Consider the following 16,203-nt stretch of genomic DNA (forward strand, 5'->3'; position numbering starts at 1 on the left):
AAGGCGCCTTTTGTGAAATTTTCGCATCTTTTATTGAAGCATCTCGGAGAGTTCTCATGGCTTTAAACAACGCAGACCGCGCTGATATCATCGCAAAATTTGCCCGCGCAGAAAATGACACAGGTTCACCAGAAGTTCAGGTTGCCCTGCTGACTGCACAAATCAATGACCTGCAAGGTCACTTTAAAGCGCACAAGCATGACCATCACAGCCGTCGTGGTCTGATCCGCAAAGTAAACCAGCGCCGTAAACTGCTGGACTACTTAAAAGGCAAAGACAGCGACCGTTATCAATCGCTGATTGGTGCACTGGGTCTACGTCGTTAAGACGAGCCAGATGATCAACTGTTCAAACCGCTATTCTTTAATGGTTATGGGCAACTGGTCGCAACTAATGAATAGACTTCATTAGAATTGGGGAAGGGGCGATTATTCGCTCCTTCTTTGTATGTTCACTGTATGGCGTAAAGCGGCTTCTAACGCCTGTTATTCAAACGATAAATAAAAAATCATTATAGATAACAGTCGTTAGGGGCCTTGCGCCACCAAAAATGTATTAAGGAAAAATTATAGATGTCCATGTTTAATATTGTTCGTAAAGAATTTCAATATGGCCAGCATACCGTGGTGCTGGAAACCGGCCGCATTGCGCGTCAGGCCAACACTGTATTCGTGACTATGGGTGGTGTGAGTGTGCTGGTTGCCGTAGTTGCACAGCCAACTGCCAAAGCCGGTCAGGATTTCTTCCCGCTGACTGTTAACTATCAGGAAAAACAATATGCAGCTGGCCGCATTCCGGGTGGTTATGGCAAGCGTGAAGGCCGCGCCAGTGAAGCTGAAACCCTGATTTCCCGTCTGATTGACCGTCCGATTCGCCCACTATTCCCGGAAGGCTACTACAATGAAATTCAGGTAACTGCATCGGTAGTCTCTTCTGACAAAACCATGCATGCTGATATTGCTGCCATGCTGGGAACTTCTGCGGCACTGGCAATTGCCGGTACACCGTTTAAAGGCCCGATTGGTGCAGCCCGTGTTGGTTTTATCAATGGTGAATACATCCTGAACCCATCCATTGCGCAACTTGATGCCAGTGAACTGGATCTGGTGGTTGCCGGTACTGACAAGGCTGTACTAATGGTGGAATCAGAAGCCAAAGAGCTGTCTGAAGACCAGATGCTGGGCGCGGTGCTGTTTGGCCATGATGAAATGCAGGTTGCAGTAGCAGCTATTAACGATTTTGCAGCGCAAGTGGGTGCTCAGCCAAGTAACTGGACTGCGCCAGCGGTTAATACTGAACTCAAAGACCAGTTAAAAGCCCGTTTTGAAGCGCAGGTTTCTGAAGCTTATACCTTAACGGTAAAGCAGGAACGCTATGCTGCACTGGATGCCATTAAGGAAGCCGCACTGGCTGAGTTTGCACCAGAAGGTTCTGATGCTGGTTTAAGCGATGAAGTCGCCAACCTGTTTGAAGACCTAAAATACCGTACCGTGCGTGACAATATCCTGTCTGGCAAGCCACGTATTGATGGCCGTGATACCAAAACTGTTCGCGCACTGGATGTACAGGTTGGTGTGCTGCCGCGTACCCATGGTTCTGCGTTGTTTACCCGTGGTGAAACTCAGGCACTGGTGACTGCAACGCTGGGTAACACCCGTGATGCCCTGATGGTTGATACCCTGGCAGGTACTAAAACCGACAACTTCATGCTGCATTACAACTTCCCGGCGTATTCCGTGGGTGAAACTGGCCGTGAGTCTGGTCCGAAACGCCGCGAAATTGGCCATGGTCGTCTGGCGCGTCGTGGTGTGCAGGCCGTGTTGCCAGCGCCTGACCGTTTCCCGTATGTATTGCGTATTGTGTCTGACATTACCGAATCCAATGGTTCATCTTCCATGGCTTCTGTATGTGGTGCCAGCCTTGCGTTAATGGATGCCGGTGTACCTTTAAAAGCCCCGGTTGCTGGTATTGCCATGGGTCTGGTTAAGGAAGGCGAACGCTTTGCTGTATTGTCCGATATTCTGGGTGATGAAGATCACTTGGGCGATATGGACTTTAAAGTGGCCGGTTCTGCCAATGGCATTACCGCGCTGCAAATGGACATCAAGATTGAAGGCATCACTGAAGAAATCATGGAAGTGGCACTGAATCAGGCCTATTCCGGACGTATTCATATCCTGAATGCCATGAATCAGGTACTGAACCGTGCCCGTCCAGAAATCAACATGCATGCACCAACCTATGCAGTCATCCAGATTAATCCGGACAAGATTCGTGACGTGATTGGTAAAGGTGGTGCGACCATTCGTGCCCTGACCGAAGAAACCGGTGCTTCTGTTGATATCGAAGACAATGGCACCGTGCGTGTGTTTGGTGAAAGCAAAGCAGCCACTGCCGCTGCAATTGCCAAGATTCAGGCACTGACTGCTGAAGTGGAGCCGGGCACCATTTATACTGGTACTGTGGTACGCATTGTTGAATTTGGTGCATTTGTGAATATTCTGCCGGGCACTGATGGCCTGCTGCATATTTCACAAATTTCCAATGAACGTATTGCCAATGTGGCTGATGTACTGACCGAAGGCCAGAAAGTTCAGGTTCAGGTTCAGGACGTTGACCAGCGTGGCCGCATCAAGCTGTCCATGAAAGACATTCCACAGGCATAACAACAGGTCGTCTGATCTGTCATTGCTGGAATTGCTTTAAAAAGTCCGCTTCGGCGGGCTTTTTTATTGGTCGGTCACTCAACAATATAATTGTACCTTGATTAATCTTCGTGCTATCTTTTGCAGGTTATTAGGACAAAAACAAGATTGAGGACCGCATAAATGTCTACTGCCCGTAGAATTCGCCAAGGCATGGTGACAGCTGCAACCGCTGCTTTTTTACTTTCAGGTTGCTCTCAGATCATCAAAGGCGGGGCCAATATTGCCCTTGGCTTTGCCGAAAGACATATTGTTCCACCGATTATTGCCATGGATGACGCCGATATGGCCTGCGCCAGCGGCAATGCCACCACACCGCTGATCATGTCAACCAAGGCCATGGGTGCTGATCCTGCCAAGATTGGGGTTTTACTCTATACTTCAGCCGGGGTATGTGCCGAAAACAATGCACTGAATGCTGAACTGCGCTACATGCGTGCTGCCAAGGCCAACCAGATTGAAGAAGCCAAGGATGCACGGATTGAACAGAAGCGTTGGGCTGAAACCGCAGCGCGTCGTCAATATGCCTCTTACTTGTTATTTGCCGAACACTACGAAGCCAAATATAAAATCAAGCTGGGCGATCAATGCCCCAGCATGAAAACCGATCTGGACAAAACCGTCTATCTGATGGGCATGGTCAGTGGCCTGCAGGCAGTGACCAATGACATCAATGCTGGTGGTGCGGTTAACGTACCCAAAGATATTGCCGCCATTGTTGAGCGTGGCATGAGCTGCATTAACAATGAACAGTTCTGGGGCGCCCCCAATGCCATCCGTGCAGCCATCTGGACCCTGTTACCGGGTGCTGGCGATGGCAAGCCTGATCCATGGCAAGTGATGAAAGAATCGTCTGCCATTGGTGAGCGTGGTGGCGTTCGCCTGCCACATGCCCTGTATGTCATTGCAGCACAGGCAACCGGTGACAAGGACAAAATCCGTGACGCCCTGCGCACCTATGGTCGTTCTATTGAGGAAGGCAAACCCGTTAATGAAAACTATCGTCTGGTTGATGCGATTGCCCGTCAGATGATCCAGAATGCCTCTGACCGTTACTGGACTGAAAATACCGGCATGCGTACACCGGAAGATGGCTATAACCATTTCTGGGATGAAAGTGCAGCCGATGATTCTGGTCTGTCACTGGATAACCTGCTGGATGATTCCGCAGATACCAGCAGCGCACCGGCTACTGATGGCGGTAGTACAGCCCCTGAAGCAAAACCTGCTGTAGAGGCAACACCTGCCAGTGATGATGCGCCAGTGGATACGGCACCTGCCGATACAACAGCGCCATCAGCCGATACCTCATCAACTGGCAGCACGACAGAAAGTACTGTGCCAGCTACTGATGACGGCATGCCAGCCAGTGATACAGTGCCTGACACCAGTAATAATGCTGACCTGGCGCCCGATGCTACTCAAGCACCAGCCAATTAAAATGCGATAATAAAAACCGCCCGAGTTCAATCCGGGCGGTTTTTTTATGCCAGGAGCACTGATCTATATGTGGCCCAAACAAACGCTTTCGCTATTATCCATCATCTTGGGCGTTGGCTTGGCCTGTGGCTTGCTGCAACTGGACATGAACACGTTTATTTATCAGCGTGACTTGATGACGAGTGAACCGTGGCGCTGGTGGACTGCGCACTGGGTGCATGTGGGCTGGCGACACTATGCACTGAACATGCTGGCATTTTTAAGCCTGCCGTTTATCTTTCCCCAGCTTCAGCGCCAGACATTGTTACTTGGCCTTCTGGTATTGCCGCCTCTTCTGAGTGCCGGGCTATATGGACTGCTACCAGCAGTACAAGCTTATGCCGGTTTGTCTGGCATTTTGCATGGCATCTTTGTGGTGGCTGCAATTGAAAGCCTGTTCATACAGCGCGAACGCAAGTTTGCCATACTGGTATTGGTCTGCATTGCCTTGAAGATTAGTTTTGAAAAATGGATGGGCTATAGCGAAACTGCCCAGTTAATTCAGGCACCTGTGCTGATTGAGTCGCACCAGATTGGGGTATTAACAGGCATTATTTTTATTTTGCTTAAAACAGTGATTTGTTATTTAAAACATAAAAAGAGTTTAACCAAACTGTAGATGGGCTTAATTTTCTGGCAAAAAAAGTGATGAATTTGGCTTTTTGTATCGAATTCCGATCAAATTGATCAAATTTAATTAAAAAAATGTTCGTAATGTCATAGTCGAGTGCGAGTTAAATGGTGCATGATACTGACAAAATGCGTTTCAGAACGATTTTCTGTCATACAAAACGACAAAAAATGTATCGTGATTTCGCCGTGAGGGTGAGAGGACTAACTCTCGTAAGATTTATCGTACAATAAGGGCAGAATGCCTATGCAATCCAATCCTACGCCAGGAGCCAAATCTGGCTTTTTAAACCGTACATGGTCGGAATGGTTTTCAACCCTTCCGATTTTTCTCATATTGGTATTAACACTCATTATTGGCACTGGCGAGATGATTCATGGCCAGCTCCTGCGTGTGGGTGAGCATTTATATGGGGATCCTGCCACTGGAGTTCAGTACTCATTCTTACGTGCAGATCCTGTAGCACCAAAATGTGAACGTCATCCTGACATTGAAGCACAGGTTCAACAGCAGATGGCTGGTGGCGGTGCGGCCAGTGATGATGAGTTTGCCGACCTGTTTGGGCCACAAGACCCAGCGCAGGTACGCCAGTCATTACTGGCAGCGCAACAGGTCTGTGAAGAAAAATATCAGTTTTATGAAAATACCCAGAAGTACATTGATGCCCATCCTGGCGTAAAAGTATTCCGTGCCATTGAAACCGGTTTTTTTGCCATTTTCCATTTTGGTACTGAAAACCGCAATTTGTTCCTGGTCATTATGGTGGTGATTGCAGCGCTTACTGCGACCCTGAACAAGCATCATATTGGTTTGCGTCCTGCCGTAACCCGGATGGACTATCTGGTGCATGATGCAGCAATGCTGTTGGCCAACGGTTTTCTGTCATATTCTGTGATTAGCTACATCAAGTCTCTGGCTAATTCCGGGGTTGCGGTTGATCCCAATGCACTAATCATTAATTACCTGTGGGCCACATTATTTGTTGCAACCACCTTGATCAGTCTGTTCCGCCTGATTAAGCCACAAGTACCCAAGCAGGAAGGTGGCAGTTTTGGTCTGGCCCTGATGGCTGTACCGTTATATGCCTGGATGGCAATCATTACTGGCATTGCCTTTATTTTCTTTATGGATTATTCGGTTGGGCAGGCCATTTACTTAGGCTTCTTAACCGATTACGTGGCAATTTTCCTGGCACTGGGTTTATTCATCTGGGTGGGTATGCTGTTAACCCAGACCCGGGTAATGGACCTGTTCCTGAATATTTTACGTCCATGGAATTTCTCACCTGAAACCTTAACCTGGCTTATCCTGATTGGGGCTTCTATCCCTACCGCTTATACCGGTGCATCAGGTATTTTCGTGGTGGCGGCCGGTGCGCTGATCTATAAGGAAGTCTGGAACTCGGGCGCGCGTCGCCAGTATGCGCTGGCCGTTTCTGCCATGTCCGGTACGCTGGGTATGGTGATCCGTCCGTGTTTGCTGGTGGTATTAATTGCCATGCTGGACAGTAAGCATGTGACGTCGGATGAACTGTTTGATCATGGCATTTACGTGTTCTGGTTTATTTCACTGTTCTTCCTGACTGTTTCACTGTTTTTTGCCGAGTCAAAATTCCGCATCAATTCCCCAACAGTTGCGATTCCAGGCATGGTTCGCGCGCTTGGTCCTGTAATTCCTTATGTCATCATTACTGCGGCTGTGGTGCTGTTCTATCGGTATGTACTCAATACTGAGATGAATGAATTTACCGCGCCAATGATTCTGCCGCTGATTTTGCTGGCCATCGTTCTGTTTGATAAAATTCGCCGTGAGCCAAGCTCGGCTGCCATGGCTTATGGTCAAACCGCTGATGACCATGAAAAAATGGTACAGGAACATGCTGCAAGCTCACCTTATTTACGTACGCATGATGCTCATGGTAAGGAACGCCGTACTGGTTTTGAAGCTGCCATTCGTTTTGCAACTTCAGAAACGGTAGGTCATATTGGCGCCTTGATTATTCTGATGGCGCTGTCTGCCAGTGTGGGTGGTCTGGTTGAAAAAACCGAAATTGTTCATCTGCTGCCAACTCATCTGAATAACGTTTACATCTCCTTGCTGTTTATTGCTCTGTTGCTGGCGGGTATTGGTATGACGACCGATCCGTTTGGTGCAGTTATTCTGGTGGCAGCGTCCATTGCACCAGTGGCATATGCTAATGGTATTAACCCAATTCACTTCTGGATGATCTGTCTGGTGGCGTTTGAGCTGGGTTATGTCACACCACCCGTGGCGCTTAACCACTTGCTTACGCGGCTCTCGGTGGGGGATGAGGAGGTCATGGCGGCTGATGCAGAAGCCAAGGCCAAGTACACGAAGTTCTACTATCGTTATGAACGCTGGCTGCTGCCGATTATGGTGCTGTTCCCAGCCCTGATGGTCGTGACCTTCGCGCCTTATATCTTCAAGATGTTTGGCTGGTATTAATCCATCATCTGTGTGATCAGCTAAAAAAACGGCATCTTAAAGATGCCGTTTTTTATGGCCTGATTTTATAGTATGGTTTTATGGTGTAGCTTTGATGCCAGGACAGGTTAGCGGTCAAGTTTTTAGACTTAACATTTTTAGCTTTAGGGCAAGCGAATCAACCGGGAAAAACGTGGCATACATAAAATCAGCGCCAGTAAAATAATGCTCATGCCAATAATACTTAAGGAATCCGGGTATTCCTGCCATAACACAGCAGCCCAAATGCCTGCAAAAATAATCGCAAGATAATTGGCTGGTCCAATTTGGCCGGCAGGTGCACAACTGTAGGCTTTGGACAGGCAAATCTGGCTAAGCGTGGCTAGTACACCAGCGCCACATAGCAACAGCATTTCATGCACGCTATACGTGCGCCATAGCCAGAACATTGGAATCGCAGACAGCAGCGTCCCAAACAGGCAGAAATAAAACACAATCCGGGTGGCAGGTTCAGTGTCAGTCAGCGCGCGTACTGTCACAAAGGCCATGGCAGCCAGAAAACTGGACACCAGTCCAATGCCAGATAAGACATTAAACATGCCAGTATCAGGTTTGGCCACCAGCACAACGCCCACTAATCCCAAACTGGCTGCTATGGCCATCATGGTTGTAATTTTTTCCTTTAAGAACAACCAGGCTACCAGTGGAATAAACACAGGGGATGAATAAGTAAATACCATGGCATTACTCAGCTTTAAATGAGCAATGGCATAGAAAAAGCCATACATGGCAATTAAGCCAACAACGGCACGCCAGGCATGCATCCACAAGCGCTCTGTTTTTAAGGAGTATTGACTGCGGGTTAACAGGAAGGGCGTAAGAACTAAAAGCCCGGTTGCATTGCGAAAAAACACAATGGTTGGGTTGTCAACAGTGTGCGAGGCGAGACGAATGAGTACACCCATGCTGGCAAACAAAAAGGCAGAGACTGATAGCAGTAACAAGCCTGTCATCACTGAACGTGACAAGGCGGGAGAAATAGAAACGGGAGAGGAAGTCAAAACCAATGCCTGTAGCCTGTATGCGCAGCAGTATAAGAGCAAAGCATCTGTGGTTTAAGACTACAAGGCTATTAAAACAGAAAATCGGCAAAATAAAAATCCTGCCTGATATCAAGCCTTGGAATGCAAGGCTTGGTCAGGCAGGAATCAGAAATGCGTTAAAGGAAAATCATAAAACACGCAATTAAGCGTTGGATTTATCCAGTTGAGCCTGTAGGTCAGCCAGATATTTCTCTTTTAGTTCAACCAGCTTGTCAGAATCTTTAAGCTGTTGTTCCTGTAACGCCTTACGCTCAGTTAACTGGGCTTGCTGATCCTGTAAACGGCTAATTTCTTCACGTGCTACAGTAGCATCCTGTGGTACAGGCGCAGTTAGCAGATTGGTGTCAATGATAGAGTTGCCAGCAGGTTGCTGATTCTGGCTGGTTTCATTAGTAGAGGGCGCCAGCGGTGCTTCATTATTACGGTCAATATCAGTCGTACTTTTTTGGGTATCCTGATTAATGGAAGAACCAGGCTGTGGGTCTTTCTGGTCTCTGTCCAGACTTTTACCATTAATCGCGTAAGAGGCAATGTAATACAAAATAAACAGTAAAATGACAACGCCCAGCATAATCATCCAACGCTTACTTTTTGGTGTTTGTTCTGGATCTTGCATGTGTGTTCTCCAATGTTCTGTTCTCTAATCACTTGAATCTTTAATGATTTGAGTCTAGCGAAGCGGTTTGAACTGCACTACACCCACTTCATCAGCTTTTGATGGTGAATTTGTAACTGTGTTTTCCAGTTGGTCAATACTGGTGGGACGACGCTCGCTGGCACCACATTCTACACATTCAATCCATTCATCATCAGGCGTGGTCATCAGCACCACACGATCCAGAGCATTGCATTTTGTACATTTTGCACCAGCGATAAAACGTTTTTTGGGTGTCATGCAGGTTCTCAATAAAAAAAGCTTATCCAGCGGTAGAAACAGAATCGGATGCAGGGCTACCATCAGACCCATTGCTCCAGCCATTATGCCGCAATAAGGCATCCAGTTGGGGTTCACGGCCACGAAAGTTTTTAAACGCCGTCAGTGCATCCACGCTGCCTCCCACTGCCAGGATAGCATTACGGAAGGCTTTGCCTGTTTCCGCATTAAACAGTCCTTCCTTTTCAAAGCGGTCAAAGGCATCACTGGCCAGCACTTCAGCCCATTTATAAGAGTAATAGCCTGCGGCATAGCCACCTGCAAAAATATGGCTAAAGCTGTGCTGGAAGCGGTTATAAGGTACAGTTGGCAAAACGGCCACCTGCTGGCGCACTTCATCCAGAATATGCTGAATCTGCACGGTATCCGGTGCAGGCACTGTGCTGTGAATGTTCAAATCAAACAGGGCAAATTCCACTTGCCGCAAGGTTTGCATACCAGTTTGGAAATAGCGTGCAGCCAGCAAGGCATTCAGTAGCTCGCTGGGCAGGGTTTCATCACGTTCAAAATGACGGCTAATCAGGCTTAAGGCTTCTTCATCCCATGTCCAGAATTCCATAAACTGGCTGGGCAGCTCTACTGCATCCCATGCCACCCCATGCGTACCTGCCACATGAATCACATCAGCCTCAGTCAGCAAGTGGTGCATGCCATGACCAAACTCATGAAACAGGGTGACCAGTTCATCGTGGGTAAGCAGGGCAGGTTTGTTGCCCACTGGCGGGGTAAAATTTCCCACCATAAAGGCAATGGGAAGCTGAATGGCATTACGGATCTTCATGCGTGAACGGAAACCACTCATCCAGGCACCGCCGCGTTTGCCACTGCGAGCAAACAGGTCAAAGTAAAACCCGGCAATTACTTGACCATGTTCACTCACTTCATAGTAATGCACATTGGAGTGCCATACAGGCGCCCGCTTTTCCTCAATCTGAATACCGTACAGGCGCTCAACAATTTTAAACAGCCCGGCAATGACCACAGGTGCGGGAAAGTAAGGCTTAAGTTCTTCCTGTGACAGCTTATATTCACGCAGCTTGATTTTTTCAGCCAGATACGCCGTATCCCACGGTGCAACCTGATCAATACCATGTGCACTGGCTTCCTGCTGAAGTTGCGCAAGCTCGGTTTGTGCGGGTACACGGGCTTTATCAGCCAGATCCAGCAAGAACTGTTTCACTTCATCCACGGATGGTGCCATTTTGCTGGCCAGTGAATATTCAGCATAGTCCTTAAAACCCAGTAGTGCTGCCATTTCCTGCCGCAATTGCAAGATTTCCTGCATCAGTTCGCTATTATCAAACTGGGAATCACCCAGCTCTGAAGCACGGGTTACATAGGCGCGATAAACGGTTTCACGCAGATCGCGGTCTTCGGCGTAGGTCATAATGGCGAGATATACTGGAAAATCCAGCGTGGCCAGCGCGCCGGTTTGTTCACGCTGTTCTGCCAGTTGTTTGAGTAAACCAATGCTGCTTTCGGGCAGGCCTTGTAATTGTGCATCACTAAGCGGCATGCTCCAGGCCTGCGTGGCATCCAGCACATGATTGGAAAAGGTAGAAGACAGGTCAGACAACCGCGCTGAAATTTTGCCATAACGGGCTTTGGCTTCGCCTTCCAGTGCAACACCAGTGAGCTTGAAATCACGGAGGGCCAGGTTAATGGCGGATTGCTGTGCTGGATTTAAACTAGAAAAAGCAGGCGAGGCCTGTACCATTTGATAGGCCTGATATAAGCCCTGATGCTGGCCAAGCTGAGTGTAATAGTCACTGAGGACAGGCAAAATATCCTGATAAACCTGCCGAATCTCAGCATTATTTTTAACTGCATTTAAATGCGACAACACGCCCCAATGCTGCTGAAGCGCATTCTCAGCATGATCCAGCTCAAAAATCAGTTCAAGCGCGTATTGGGCGTCTTGGAGCTGTTCCGGAAATTGCTCAATTTGTTGTTGCGCTTGTTGTAGCGCACTTTCAACATTTTGTTTTAGTTCATCCACTCCGAGCTGGCTAAAGTCCGGTAAGTCAATGCTGGCCAAAGGCAGGCTGGAAACGGCAGTATTCATCATCAATCATCTTGTTATCCAAAAACATAGACTAGATGTAAGGGCAATTCCTGATTTATGCAAGCCACAATTGTTAATACCTGATTTTTGACGCTAGTTATTACAACTCGGGATTTGGCGTCAGCAGTGCTTTAATCAGTTTTTGGTGGCGTTTGGACTGCTGGCTAATGGTCAGGCGGCAGGAATGAATAATGCTTTCAATATCATGGAGCGCACGATCAAACACATCATTAATGACCAGATAATCAAAATTAATATATTGCTGCATATCGGTAATCGCACCGGCCAGACGTTGCTCAATCACCTCGAGGCTATCCTGCGCGCGGGCAGACAGGCGCTCACGCAAATCATACTGTGAGGGCGGCATAATAAAAATCTGCTTGCTGTCCGGAAACAGGCGGCGCACCTGTTCAGCCCCTTGCCAGTCAATTTCAAGCAGCACATCATGACCAGCTTCCAGTTGTTTTTTCACCTCGGCCTGACTAGTGCCATAGTAGTTGCCGAACACCTCGGCATACTCAATAAAACCACCTTCATTCACCAGCTCTAAAAAGCTGTCTACCGTGGTAAAATGGTAATGAATTCCGTTTAGCTCACCGGGACGCTGCTGGCGAGTGGTGTGTGACACCGACACATGAATATCACTCACCCGGTCCAGCAGCGCCTTAACCAGAGACGTTTTGCCTGTGCCGGATGCCGCAGCAACCACAAACAATAAACCAGACATAAGCGCTTTCCTGTATGATGAGCAATATGGGCTAGTTTAGCGAAAATCTGGCGGCCAATATAGTATGGCAACCCGTATGACGCTGGAAACCAGTGCAATCCAATATTTTTGGATAAAAACAGTCAGTCACCCATAATCTGGCTTAAACTTGTAGTCTGGCCAATCCGCCTTATCTAGAACCGGTATAGTGCATCAGTAAAGGTATAACATGGACATTTTATTAGCCAATCCCCGTGGTTTTTGCGCTGGCGTTGATCGTGCCATTGCCATTGTTAACCGTGCACTGGAACTGTTCGAGCCACCCATTTATGTACGCCATGAAGTCGTGCATAACAAGTTTGTGGTCGATGATCTGCGCAACCGAGGTGCAGTTTTTGTTGAGGAGCTGGATCAGGTACCGGATGATGCCATTGTAATTTTTAGTGCGCATGGCGTGTCCAAGGCAGTCCAGGCAGAAGCCAGCCGCCGTGGCCTGAAAGTGTTTGATGCGACCTGTCCGCTGGTAACCAAAGTGCATATTGAAGTCACCCGCTATGCCCGGGACGGTATCGACGCCATTTTGATTGGACATCAGGGCCACCCTGAAGTGGAAGGCACCATGGGGCAATATGATAAAAGTGCTGGTGGCACTATTTATCTGGTTGAAGATGAACAGGATGTTGCCCGCCTTGAAGTCCGTGATCCTGAGCGCATTGCTTTTGTGACCCAGACCACATTGTCGCTGGATGACACCGCGCGTGTAATTGATGCCTTGCGTACCCGCTTTCCTAATATTCAGGGGCCGCGCAAAGACGATATTTGCTATGCCACCCAGAACCGACAGGATGCAGTCCGTGATCTTGCCAGCCGTTGCGATGTCGTGCTGGTGGTAGGTTCTCCCAACTCATCAAATTCCAATCGCCTGCGTGAACTGGCAGAACGCATGGGCAAGAAGGCTTACCTGATTGATAATGCAGACCAGTTAAATCCAGAGTGGTTTTTCAATGACTGCAAAATTGGCGTTACAGCCGGCGCATCGGCACCTGAAGTACTGATTGGCCAAGTGATCCAGCGTTTGCAATCCTGGGGTGCTACCTTGCCACAGGAGCTGGCAGGCCGTGAGGAAAACATTATATTTACCTTACCTCGTGAATTAAGAATAACCACCCATCAAGTTGACTGAGTTCACATTTTTAGAAATATAAAAGCTAATAAATAGCTATAAATTGTAACTCATCATGCTTTTGTAGGCGTCAGTCGCCTACTGCTTGCTTTGCAGATATAGACTATTTAGTCTAGGCATTAGAGAAGTGTTCAGGATGAACCTGTGCAAGTTAGGGTGATGGGTATGCAAAGTAGTCGGGGCTTTACGCTGGTTGAGTTAATGGTCACGATTGCTGTTATTGCTATCTTGGCAATGATTGCTGCCCCATCGATGAGCAATTTAGTGGCAAAGCAAAGGTTAAATACTACTGCACAGGATTTGGCTTATATTTTTGGTCAGGCACGAAGTCAGTCTGCAGTTTTGCGTAAAGATGTTACTGTAAAATTTGAAAACAGCCCAAACACAATGACTAATTTCTATTGGATATCTAAATACGAAGATATTGAATTATCAAGTGATGCCAAAGAGGTAATTTTTAGTCCAATTGGTATCGGTTCTAGTCGGATTAATAATCCTAATTATAACAAAGCCAAAGAGGATGCTATTGGTAATCCTCTCGATCCTAACTATGATGCAAATTATGTTACACAGCCAGAAACTATTGTTGTCCCTCAACTTCAAACCTTCACGTTGTGTAGCACCAAATTAGAAGAATCTAGAGTGATTACAATTTCAAGAATTGGGGTTATAGAAAAAATTCATAATGAAACAGGGGCATGCACATGATGAGTATTAGTTATCAACGTGGTGTAGGCATGATTGAGGTATTAGTTGCCTTAGTTATTTTGGCCATTGGGGTATTGGGTTTTTCTGCATTGCAATTACGGGCTATGGAAGCGACTGCCGAAGCAACTGACCGGACAATGGCAATGAATCTGGCAAGAGATTTGGCTGAAAGAATTCGGATTAATCGTTTAGGGTTAAATAGTTATATTACTGCGATTAATGATAAAAAAACTGAAACAGGTTGTCTGGGTTCGACTGCTATTTATGAGCCTGATTGTGATAGGACCAAGATGGCAGACTATGATGCTAATGAAATAATTACTAAAGCAAATGAAAAAGGCCAAACAATTATTATGCATCCCTGTGATGGTAGTAATCGTAGCTGTATTTATGTAGCGTGGGGTAAAACAACCATTGCTAGTGATGACGTCTCCAGTTGTATGAGTTCAGGGACTTATGTACCTGATGCCCAATGTATTGTTATGGAGGCATTTTAAAATGAAACTGCCTTTACAGCATGGTTTTACATTAGTTGAACTAATGATTTCTATTGTTCTGGGACTGATGGTGACCGCAGCAGCAACTCAGTTATTTATTACAGGACAACGTAGTATGGCTTTACAGCAGGGTGCTGCCAGTTTGCAAAACAGTGGTAGTTTTGGTCTGGAATACATTTTAAGAGATGTACGGCTAGCAAATCTAGGCGCGGCTACACCAGTTATTGACCCTGCAGTGCTTCATGGCGGATTGGTTTTAAGTCATTCAAATTTAAGCAGTGTGCCAGTAGCAGATTTTACAATTAATGGATCAGAAAGTACTAATTCACTCATGACAGTAGGGGAAGTAGGTCTATCTAACTTAAAAGATCAAAAAAGTGATCAATTAGTAATTCAATATAAAAACACAGTAGGTAATCAGTATGATTGTGAAGGACACACTATTGCAGCGAATGCTTATGTAGTTCAGCGCTATTTTATAAGAAAAGATAGTAATACTAATAATGATCCTAATGAACCCTTAGCATTGGCTTGTAAAGCCACTTCTTATACAGGTGATGCTAATACAGCTTTAACTGATTTAGGTGGAAATGGGGAAATTATTATTCCGCGTGTTGACCATATGCATATTTTACTAGGTGTGGCACAAGATACATTAGATGAAAGTGTATTACCAAGTAAAGCCGGACAAGATGGTGTGTTGGATCGTTTTGGCTATATCAACATTAATGATTATCTTGATCTTGCTAGTAAGCCACAAATCGTTTCCATTAAGCTTGGTTTATTGGTGCGTTCATCTGATACAGTAGGTAACCATGGTTTAACCAAAGCGGATAAACAATATAAGATTTATGATATTGATCAGCCGCTAATAGACGATGCAAAAAATAATTTATATGTTAGAGAAGTGGTAACTCAAACAATTGCTTTGCGTAATGGATTTGGACTGAAGGAGGAAGGAAAATGAATCAATCTATTCCTTCCAATGCCCAAAAAGGTGCAACTCTCATTGTAGTACTTGTTCTTTTGGTGGTTATTACTATTGTAGGAACATGGGCTATACGTGGCAGTATGACATCATTAAATATTGCCACTAATGCCCAAGCACAAGCTTTATTACAGCAGGCTTCTGACGCGGTATTTTTTAGCCTTGAAAATCAAACATCCAACGATTTGACCTTAACCCAGATGCAAATTGGTGATGGTATGCTGGCTTATGTTTTGCGTCCGGAAAATAAAGGCAAAGAGCTGGTGTTTTGTATTCGCGGTAATGAAGCAAATAGTTTAGAAGGTAGTCGTAACGCCAGTGTAGTGTATTGGGATGGCACAGCAATTAAAAACACTGAGCAGGGCACCACTGGGTTTTGTAAATTAAGTCGCACAGCAGATTTTATTAGTAAACGTGCAGCAGTAGTGACTCGCGTGGCGATACGTCCTGCAAATGCAGGGAAAGATTGGGAGCATATGCTTGAGGGCGATGATCCATTAATGTCAAAAACAAATCAGATTCAAAAGGTAATTGTAAGCGTTACTTCACTGATACCCAATTTAAGCAGTTCATCAACTGCAGATATTAATACATGTCTGACGAATTACACTAGTTTTGTTGATCCTGTTGCAGGCAATAAAACAGTAACAGACTGTTTGGCAGAAGAGAATGTGCCATATAGTTCTCAGGAAATGGAATATACCTTGAAACCTGTAAGTGCATCATAAAGGAGAGTCAATGATGAAAAAATTAAGACTG

General features: G+C 46.3%; 16 protein-coding genes and 1 pseudogene. 12 read left to right on the top strand and 5 right to left on the bottom strand.

Features of this window, described 5'->3' with window-relative positions; all coding sequences use genetic code 11:
• Window positions 1–56 precede the first annotated feature (56 nt).
• From rpsO to Q337_RS0115655, 5 genes and pseudogenes are all read left to right on the top strand, one after another.
• Window positions 57–326: a 30S ribosomal protein S15 gene (gene rpsO / locus Q337_RS0115635; protein WP_026472384.1), complete on the top strand. Its 270-nt coding sequence runs from the start codon at window positions 57–59 to the stop codon at window positions 324–326.
• 252 nt (window positions 327–578) lie between these two features.
• Window positions 579–2,666, top strand: coding sequence for a polyribonucleotide nucleotidyltransferase (gene pnp / locus Q337_RS0115640; RefSeq protein ID WP_211253625.1), 2,088 nt, complete (start codon window positions 579–581; stop codon window positions 2,664–2,666).
• A gap of 162 nt (window positions 2,667–2,828) precedes the next feature.
• Window positions 2,829–3,953: pseudogene (locus Q337_RS18095) on the top strand (hypothetical protein); the annotation flags it as partial.
• Window positions 3,954–4,212: 259 nt separating this feature from the next.
• A complete protein-coding gene (gene rrtA, locus Q337_RS0115650; protein WP_034280646.1) occupies window positions 4,213–4,803 on the top strand; it encodes a rhombosortase in 591 nt (196 codons plus the stop codon).
• A gap of 258 nt (window positions 4,804–5,061) precedes the next feature.
• Window positions 5,062–7,281, top strand: coding sequence for a TRAP transporter large permease subunit (locus Q337_RS0115655; RefSeq protein WP_026472387.1), 2,220 nt, complete (start codon window positions 5,062–5,064; stop codon window positions 7,279–7,281).
• 143 nt (window positions 7,282–7,424) lie between these two features.
• On the opposite strand, the gene Q337_RS0115660 is transcribed toward Q337_RS0115655, so the two are convergent.
• A complete protein-coding gene (locus tag Q337_RS0115660; protein ID WP_034280754.1) occupies window positions 7,425–8,273 on the bottom strand; it encodes a DMT family transporter in 849 nt (282 codons plus the stop codon).
• Between Q337_RS0115660 and Q337_RS19050 the strand changes: the two genes are divergently transcribed.
• Both Q337_RS19050 and Q337_RS19410 read left to right on the top strand, forming a co-directional pair.
• The gene (locus tag Q337_RS19050; RefSeq protein ID WP_169733772.1) at window positions 8,224–8,379 is read left to right on the top strand and encodes a hypothetical protein; all 156 of its coding nucleotides are present in this window, start codon (window positions 8,224–8,226) and stop codon (window positions 8,377–8,379) included. The genes Q337_RS0115660 and Q337_RS19050 overlap by 50 nt on opposite strands.
• The gene (locus tag Q337_RS19410) at window positions 8,327–8,509 is read left to right on the top strand and encodes a hypothetical protein (protein WP_026472389.1); all 183 of its coding nucleotides are present in this window, start codon (window positions 8,327–8,329) and stop codon (window positions 8,507–8,509) included. Before Q337_RS19050 ends, Q337_RS19410 begins: the two co-directional genes overlap by 53 nt.
• Here Q337_RS19410 and Q337_RS18495 read toward each other — a convergent pair.
• The 4 genes from Q337_RS18495 to gmk all read right to left on the bottom strand — a co-directional run bounded on the left by Q337_RS18495 (window position 8,506) and on the right by gmk (window position 12,089).
• Complete coding sequence (locus Q337_RS18495; RefSeq protein ID WP_051526947.1) at window positions 8,506–8,979, bottom strand: hypothetical protein; 474 nt, start codon at window positions 8,977–8,979, stop codon at window positions 8,506–8,508. The two genes, Q337_RS19410 and Q337_RS18495, sit on opposite strands and share 4 nt — an antisense overlap.
• A gap of 54 nt (window positions 8,980–9,033) precedes the next feature.
• On the bottom strand, window positions 9,034–9,258 hold the full coding sequence (locus Q337_RS0115675; protein ID WP_026472390.1) for a YheV family putative zinc ribbon protein: 225 nt from the start codon (window positions 9,256–9,258) through the stop codon (window positions 9,034–9,036).
• 22 nt (window positions 9,259–9,280) lie between these two features.
• Window positions 9,281–11,362 (bottom strand): M3 family metallopeptidase, encoded by a 2,082-nt coding sequence (locus tag Q337_RS18105; protein ID WP_051526948.1) that lies wholly within the window; start codon window positions 11,360–11,362, stop codon window positions 9,281–9,283.
• A gap of 100 nt (window positions 11,363–11,462) precedes the next feature.
• Window positions 11,463–12,089 (bottom strand): guanylate kinase, encoded by a 627-nt coding sequence (gmk, locus tag Q337_RS0115685; RefSeq protein WP_026472391.1) that lies wholly within the window; start codon window positions 12,087–12,089, stop codon window positions 11,463–11,465.
• A gap of 208 nt (window positions 12,090–12,297) precedes the next feature.
• Here gmk and ispH point away from each other — a divergent pair, with 208 nt between their 5' ends.
• From ispH to Q337_RS0115710, 5 genes are all read left to right on the top strand, one after another.
• Entirely contained in the window at window positions 12,298–13,251 is a 954-nt protein-coding gene (gene ispH, locus Q337_RS0115690) for a 4-hydroxy-3-methylbut-2-enyl diphosphate reductase (protein WP_026472392.1), read from the top strand.
• 165 nt (window positions 13,252–13,416) lie between these two features.
• Complete coding sequence (locus Q337_RS0115695) at window positions 13,417–13,959, top strand: prepilin-type N-terminal cleavage/methylation domain-containing protein (protein WP_026472393.1); 543 nt, start codon at window positions 13,417–13,419, stop codon at window positions 13,957–13,959.
• Complete coding sequence (gene pilV, locus Q337_RS0115700) at window positions 13,956–14,456, top strand: type IV pilus modification protein PilV (RefSeq protein WP_026472394.1); 501 nt, start codon at window positions 13,956–13,958, stop codon at window positions 14,454–14,456. Before Q337_RS0115695 ends, pilV begins: the two co-directional genes overlap by 4 nt.
• A 1-nt stretch (window position 14,457) precedes the next feature.
• Window positions 14,458–15,423 (top strand): PilW family protein, encoded by a 966-nt coding sequence (locus Q337_RS0115705; protein ID WP_034280649.1) that lies wholly within the window; start codon window positions 14,458–14,460, stop codon window positions 15,421–15,423.
• Window positions 15,420–16,172, top strand: coding sequence for a PilX N-terminal domain-containing pilus assembly protein (locus tag Q337_RS0115710; RefSeq protein WP_026472396.1), 753 nt, complete (start codon window positions 15,420–15,422; stop codon window positions 16,170–16,172). Before Q337_RS0115705 ends, Q337_RS0115710 begins: the two co-directional genes overlap by 4 nt.
• Window positions 16,173–16,203: the final 31 nt, after the last annotated feature.

This window comes from Alkanindiges illinoisensis DSM 15370 (genome assembly GCF_000619845.1).
Lineage (GTDB): Bacteria > Pseudomonadota > Gammaproteobacteria > Pseudomonadales > Moraxellaceae > Alkanindiges > Alkanindiges illinoisensis.

Bases quoted from the DNA above. Each gene is read 5' to 3' on its own strand.
- gmk (WP_026472391.1), bottom strand. From the start codon at position 12,089: ATGTCTGGTTTATTGTTTGTGGTTGCTGCGGCATCCGGCACAGGCAAA.
- pilV (WP_026472394.1), top strand. From the start codon at position 13,956: ATGATGAGTATTAGTTATCAACGTGGTGTAGGCATGATTGAGGTATTA.
- Q337_RS0115655 (WP_026472387.1), top strand. From the start codon at position 5,062: ATGCAATCCAATCCTACGCCAGGAGCCAAATCTGGCTTTTTAAACCGT.
- Q337_RS19410 (WP_026472389.1), top strand. From the start codon at position 8,327: ATGCCTGTAGCCTGTATGCGCAGCAGTATAAGAGCAAAGCATCTGTGG.
- Q337_RS18495 (WP_051526947.1), bottom strand. From the start codon at position 8,979: ATGCAAGATCCAGAACAAACACCAAAAAGTAAGCGTTGGATGATTATG.
- rpsO (WP_026472384.1), top strand. From the start codon at position 57: ATGGCTTTAAACAACGCAGACCGCGCTGATATCATCGCAAAATTTGCC.
- Q337_RS0115675 (WP_026472390.1), bottom strand. From the start codon at position 9,258: ATGACACCCAAAAAACGTTTTATCGCTGGTGCAAAATGTACAAAATGC.
- Q337_RS19050 (WP_169733772.1), top strand. From the start codon at position 8,224: ATGCTGGCAAACAAAAAGGCAGAGACTGATAGCAGTAACAAGCCTGTC.
- Q337_RS0115660 (WP_034280754.1), bottom strand. From the start codon at position 8,273: ATGACAGGCTTGTTACTGCTATCAGTCTCTGCCTTTTTGTTTGCCAGC.
- rrtA (WP_034280646.1), top strand. From the start codon at position 4,213: ATGTGGCCCAAACAAACGCTTTCGCTATTATCCATCATCTTGGGCGTT.
- pnp (WP_211253625.1), top strand. From the start codon at position 579: ATGTTTAATATTGTTCGTAAAGAATTTCAATATGGCCAGCATACCGTG.
- Q337_RS0115695 (WP_026472393.1), top strand. From the start codon at position 13,417: ATGCAAAGTAGTCGGGGCTTTACGCTGGTTGAGTTAATGGTCACGATT.
- Q337_RS0115705 (WP_034280649.1), top strand. From the start codon at position 14,458: ATGAAACTGCCTTTACAGCATGGTTTTACATTAGTTGAACTAATGATT.
- Q337_RS18105 (WP_051526948.1), bottom strand. From the start codon at position 11,362: ATGAATACTGCCGTTTCCAGCCTGCCTTTGGCCAGCATTGACTTACCG.
- ispH (WP_026472392.1), top strand. From the start codon at position 12,298: ATGGACATTTTATTAGCCAATCCCCGTGGTTTTTGCGCTGGCGTTGAT.
- Q337_RS0115710 (WP_026472396.1), top strand. From the start codon at position 15,420: ATGAATCAATCTATTCCTTCCAATGCCCAAAAAGGTGCAACTCTCATT.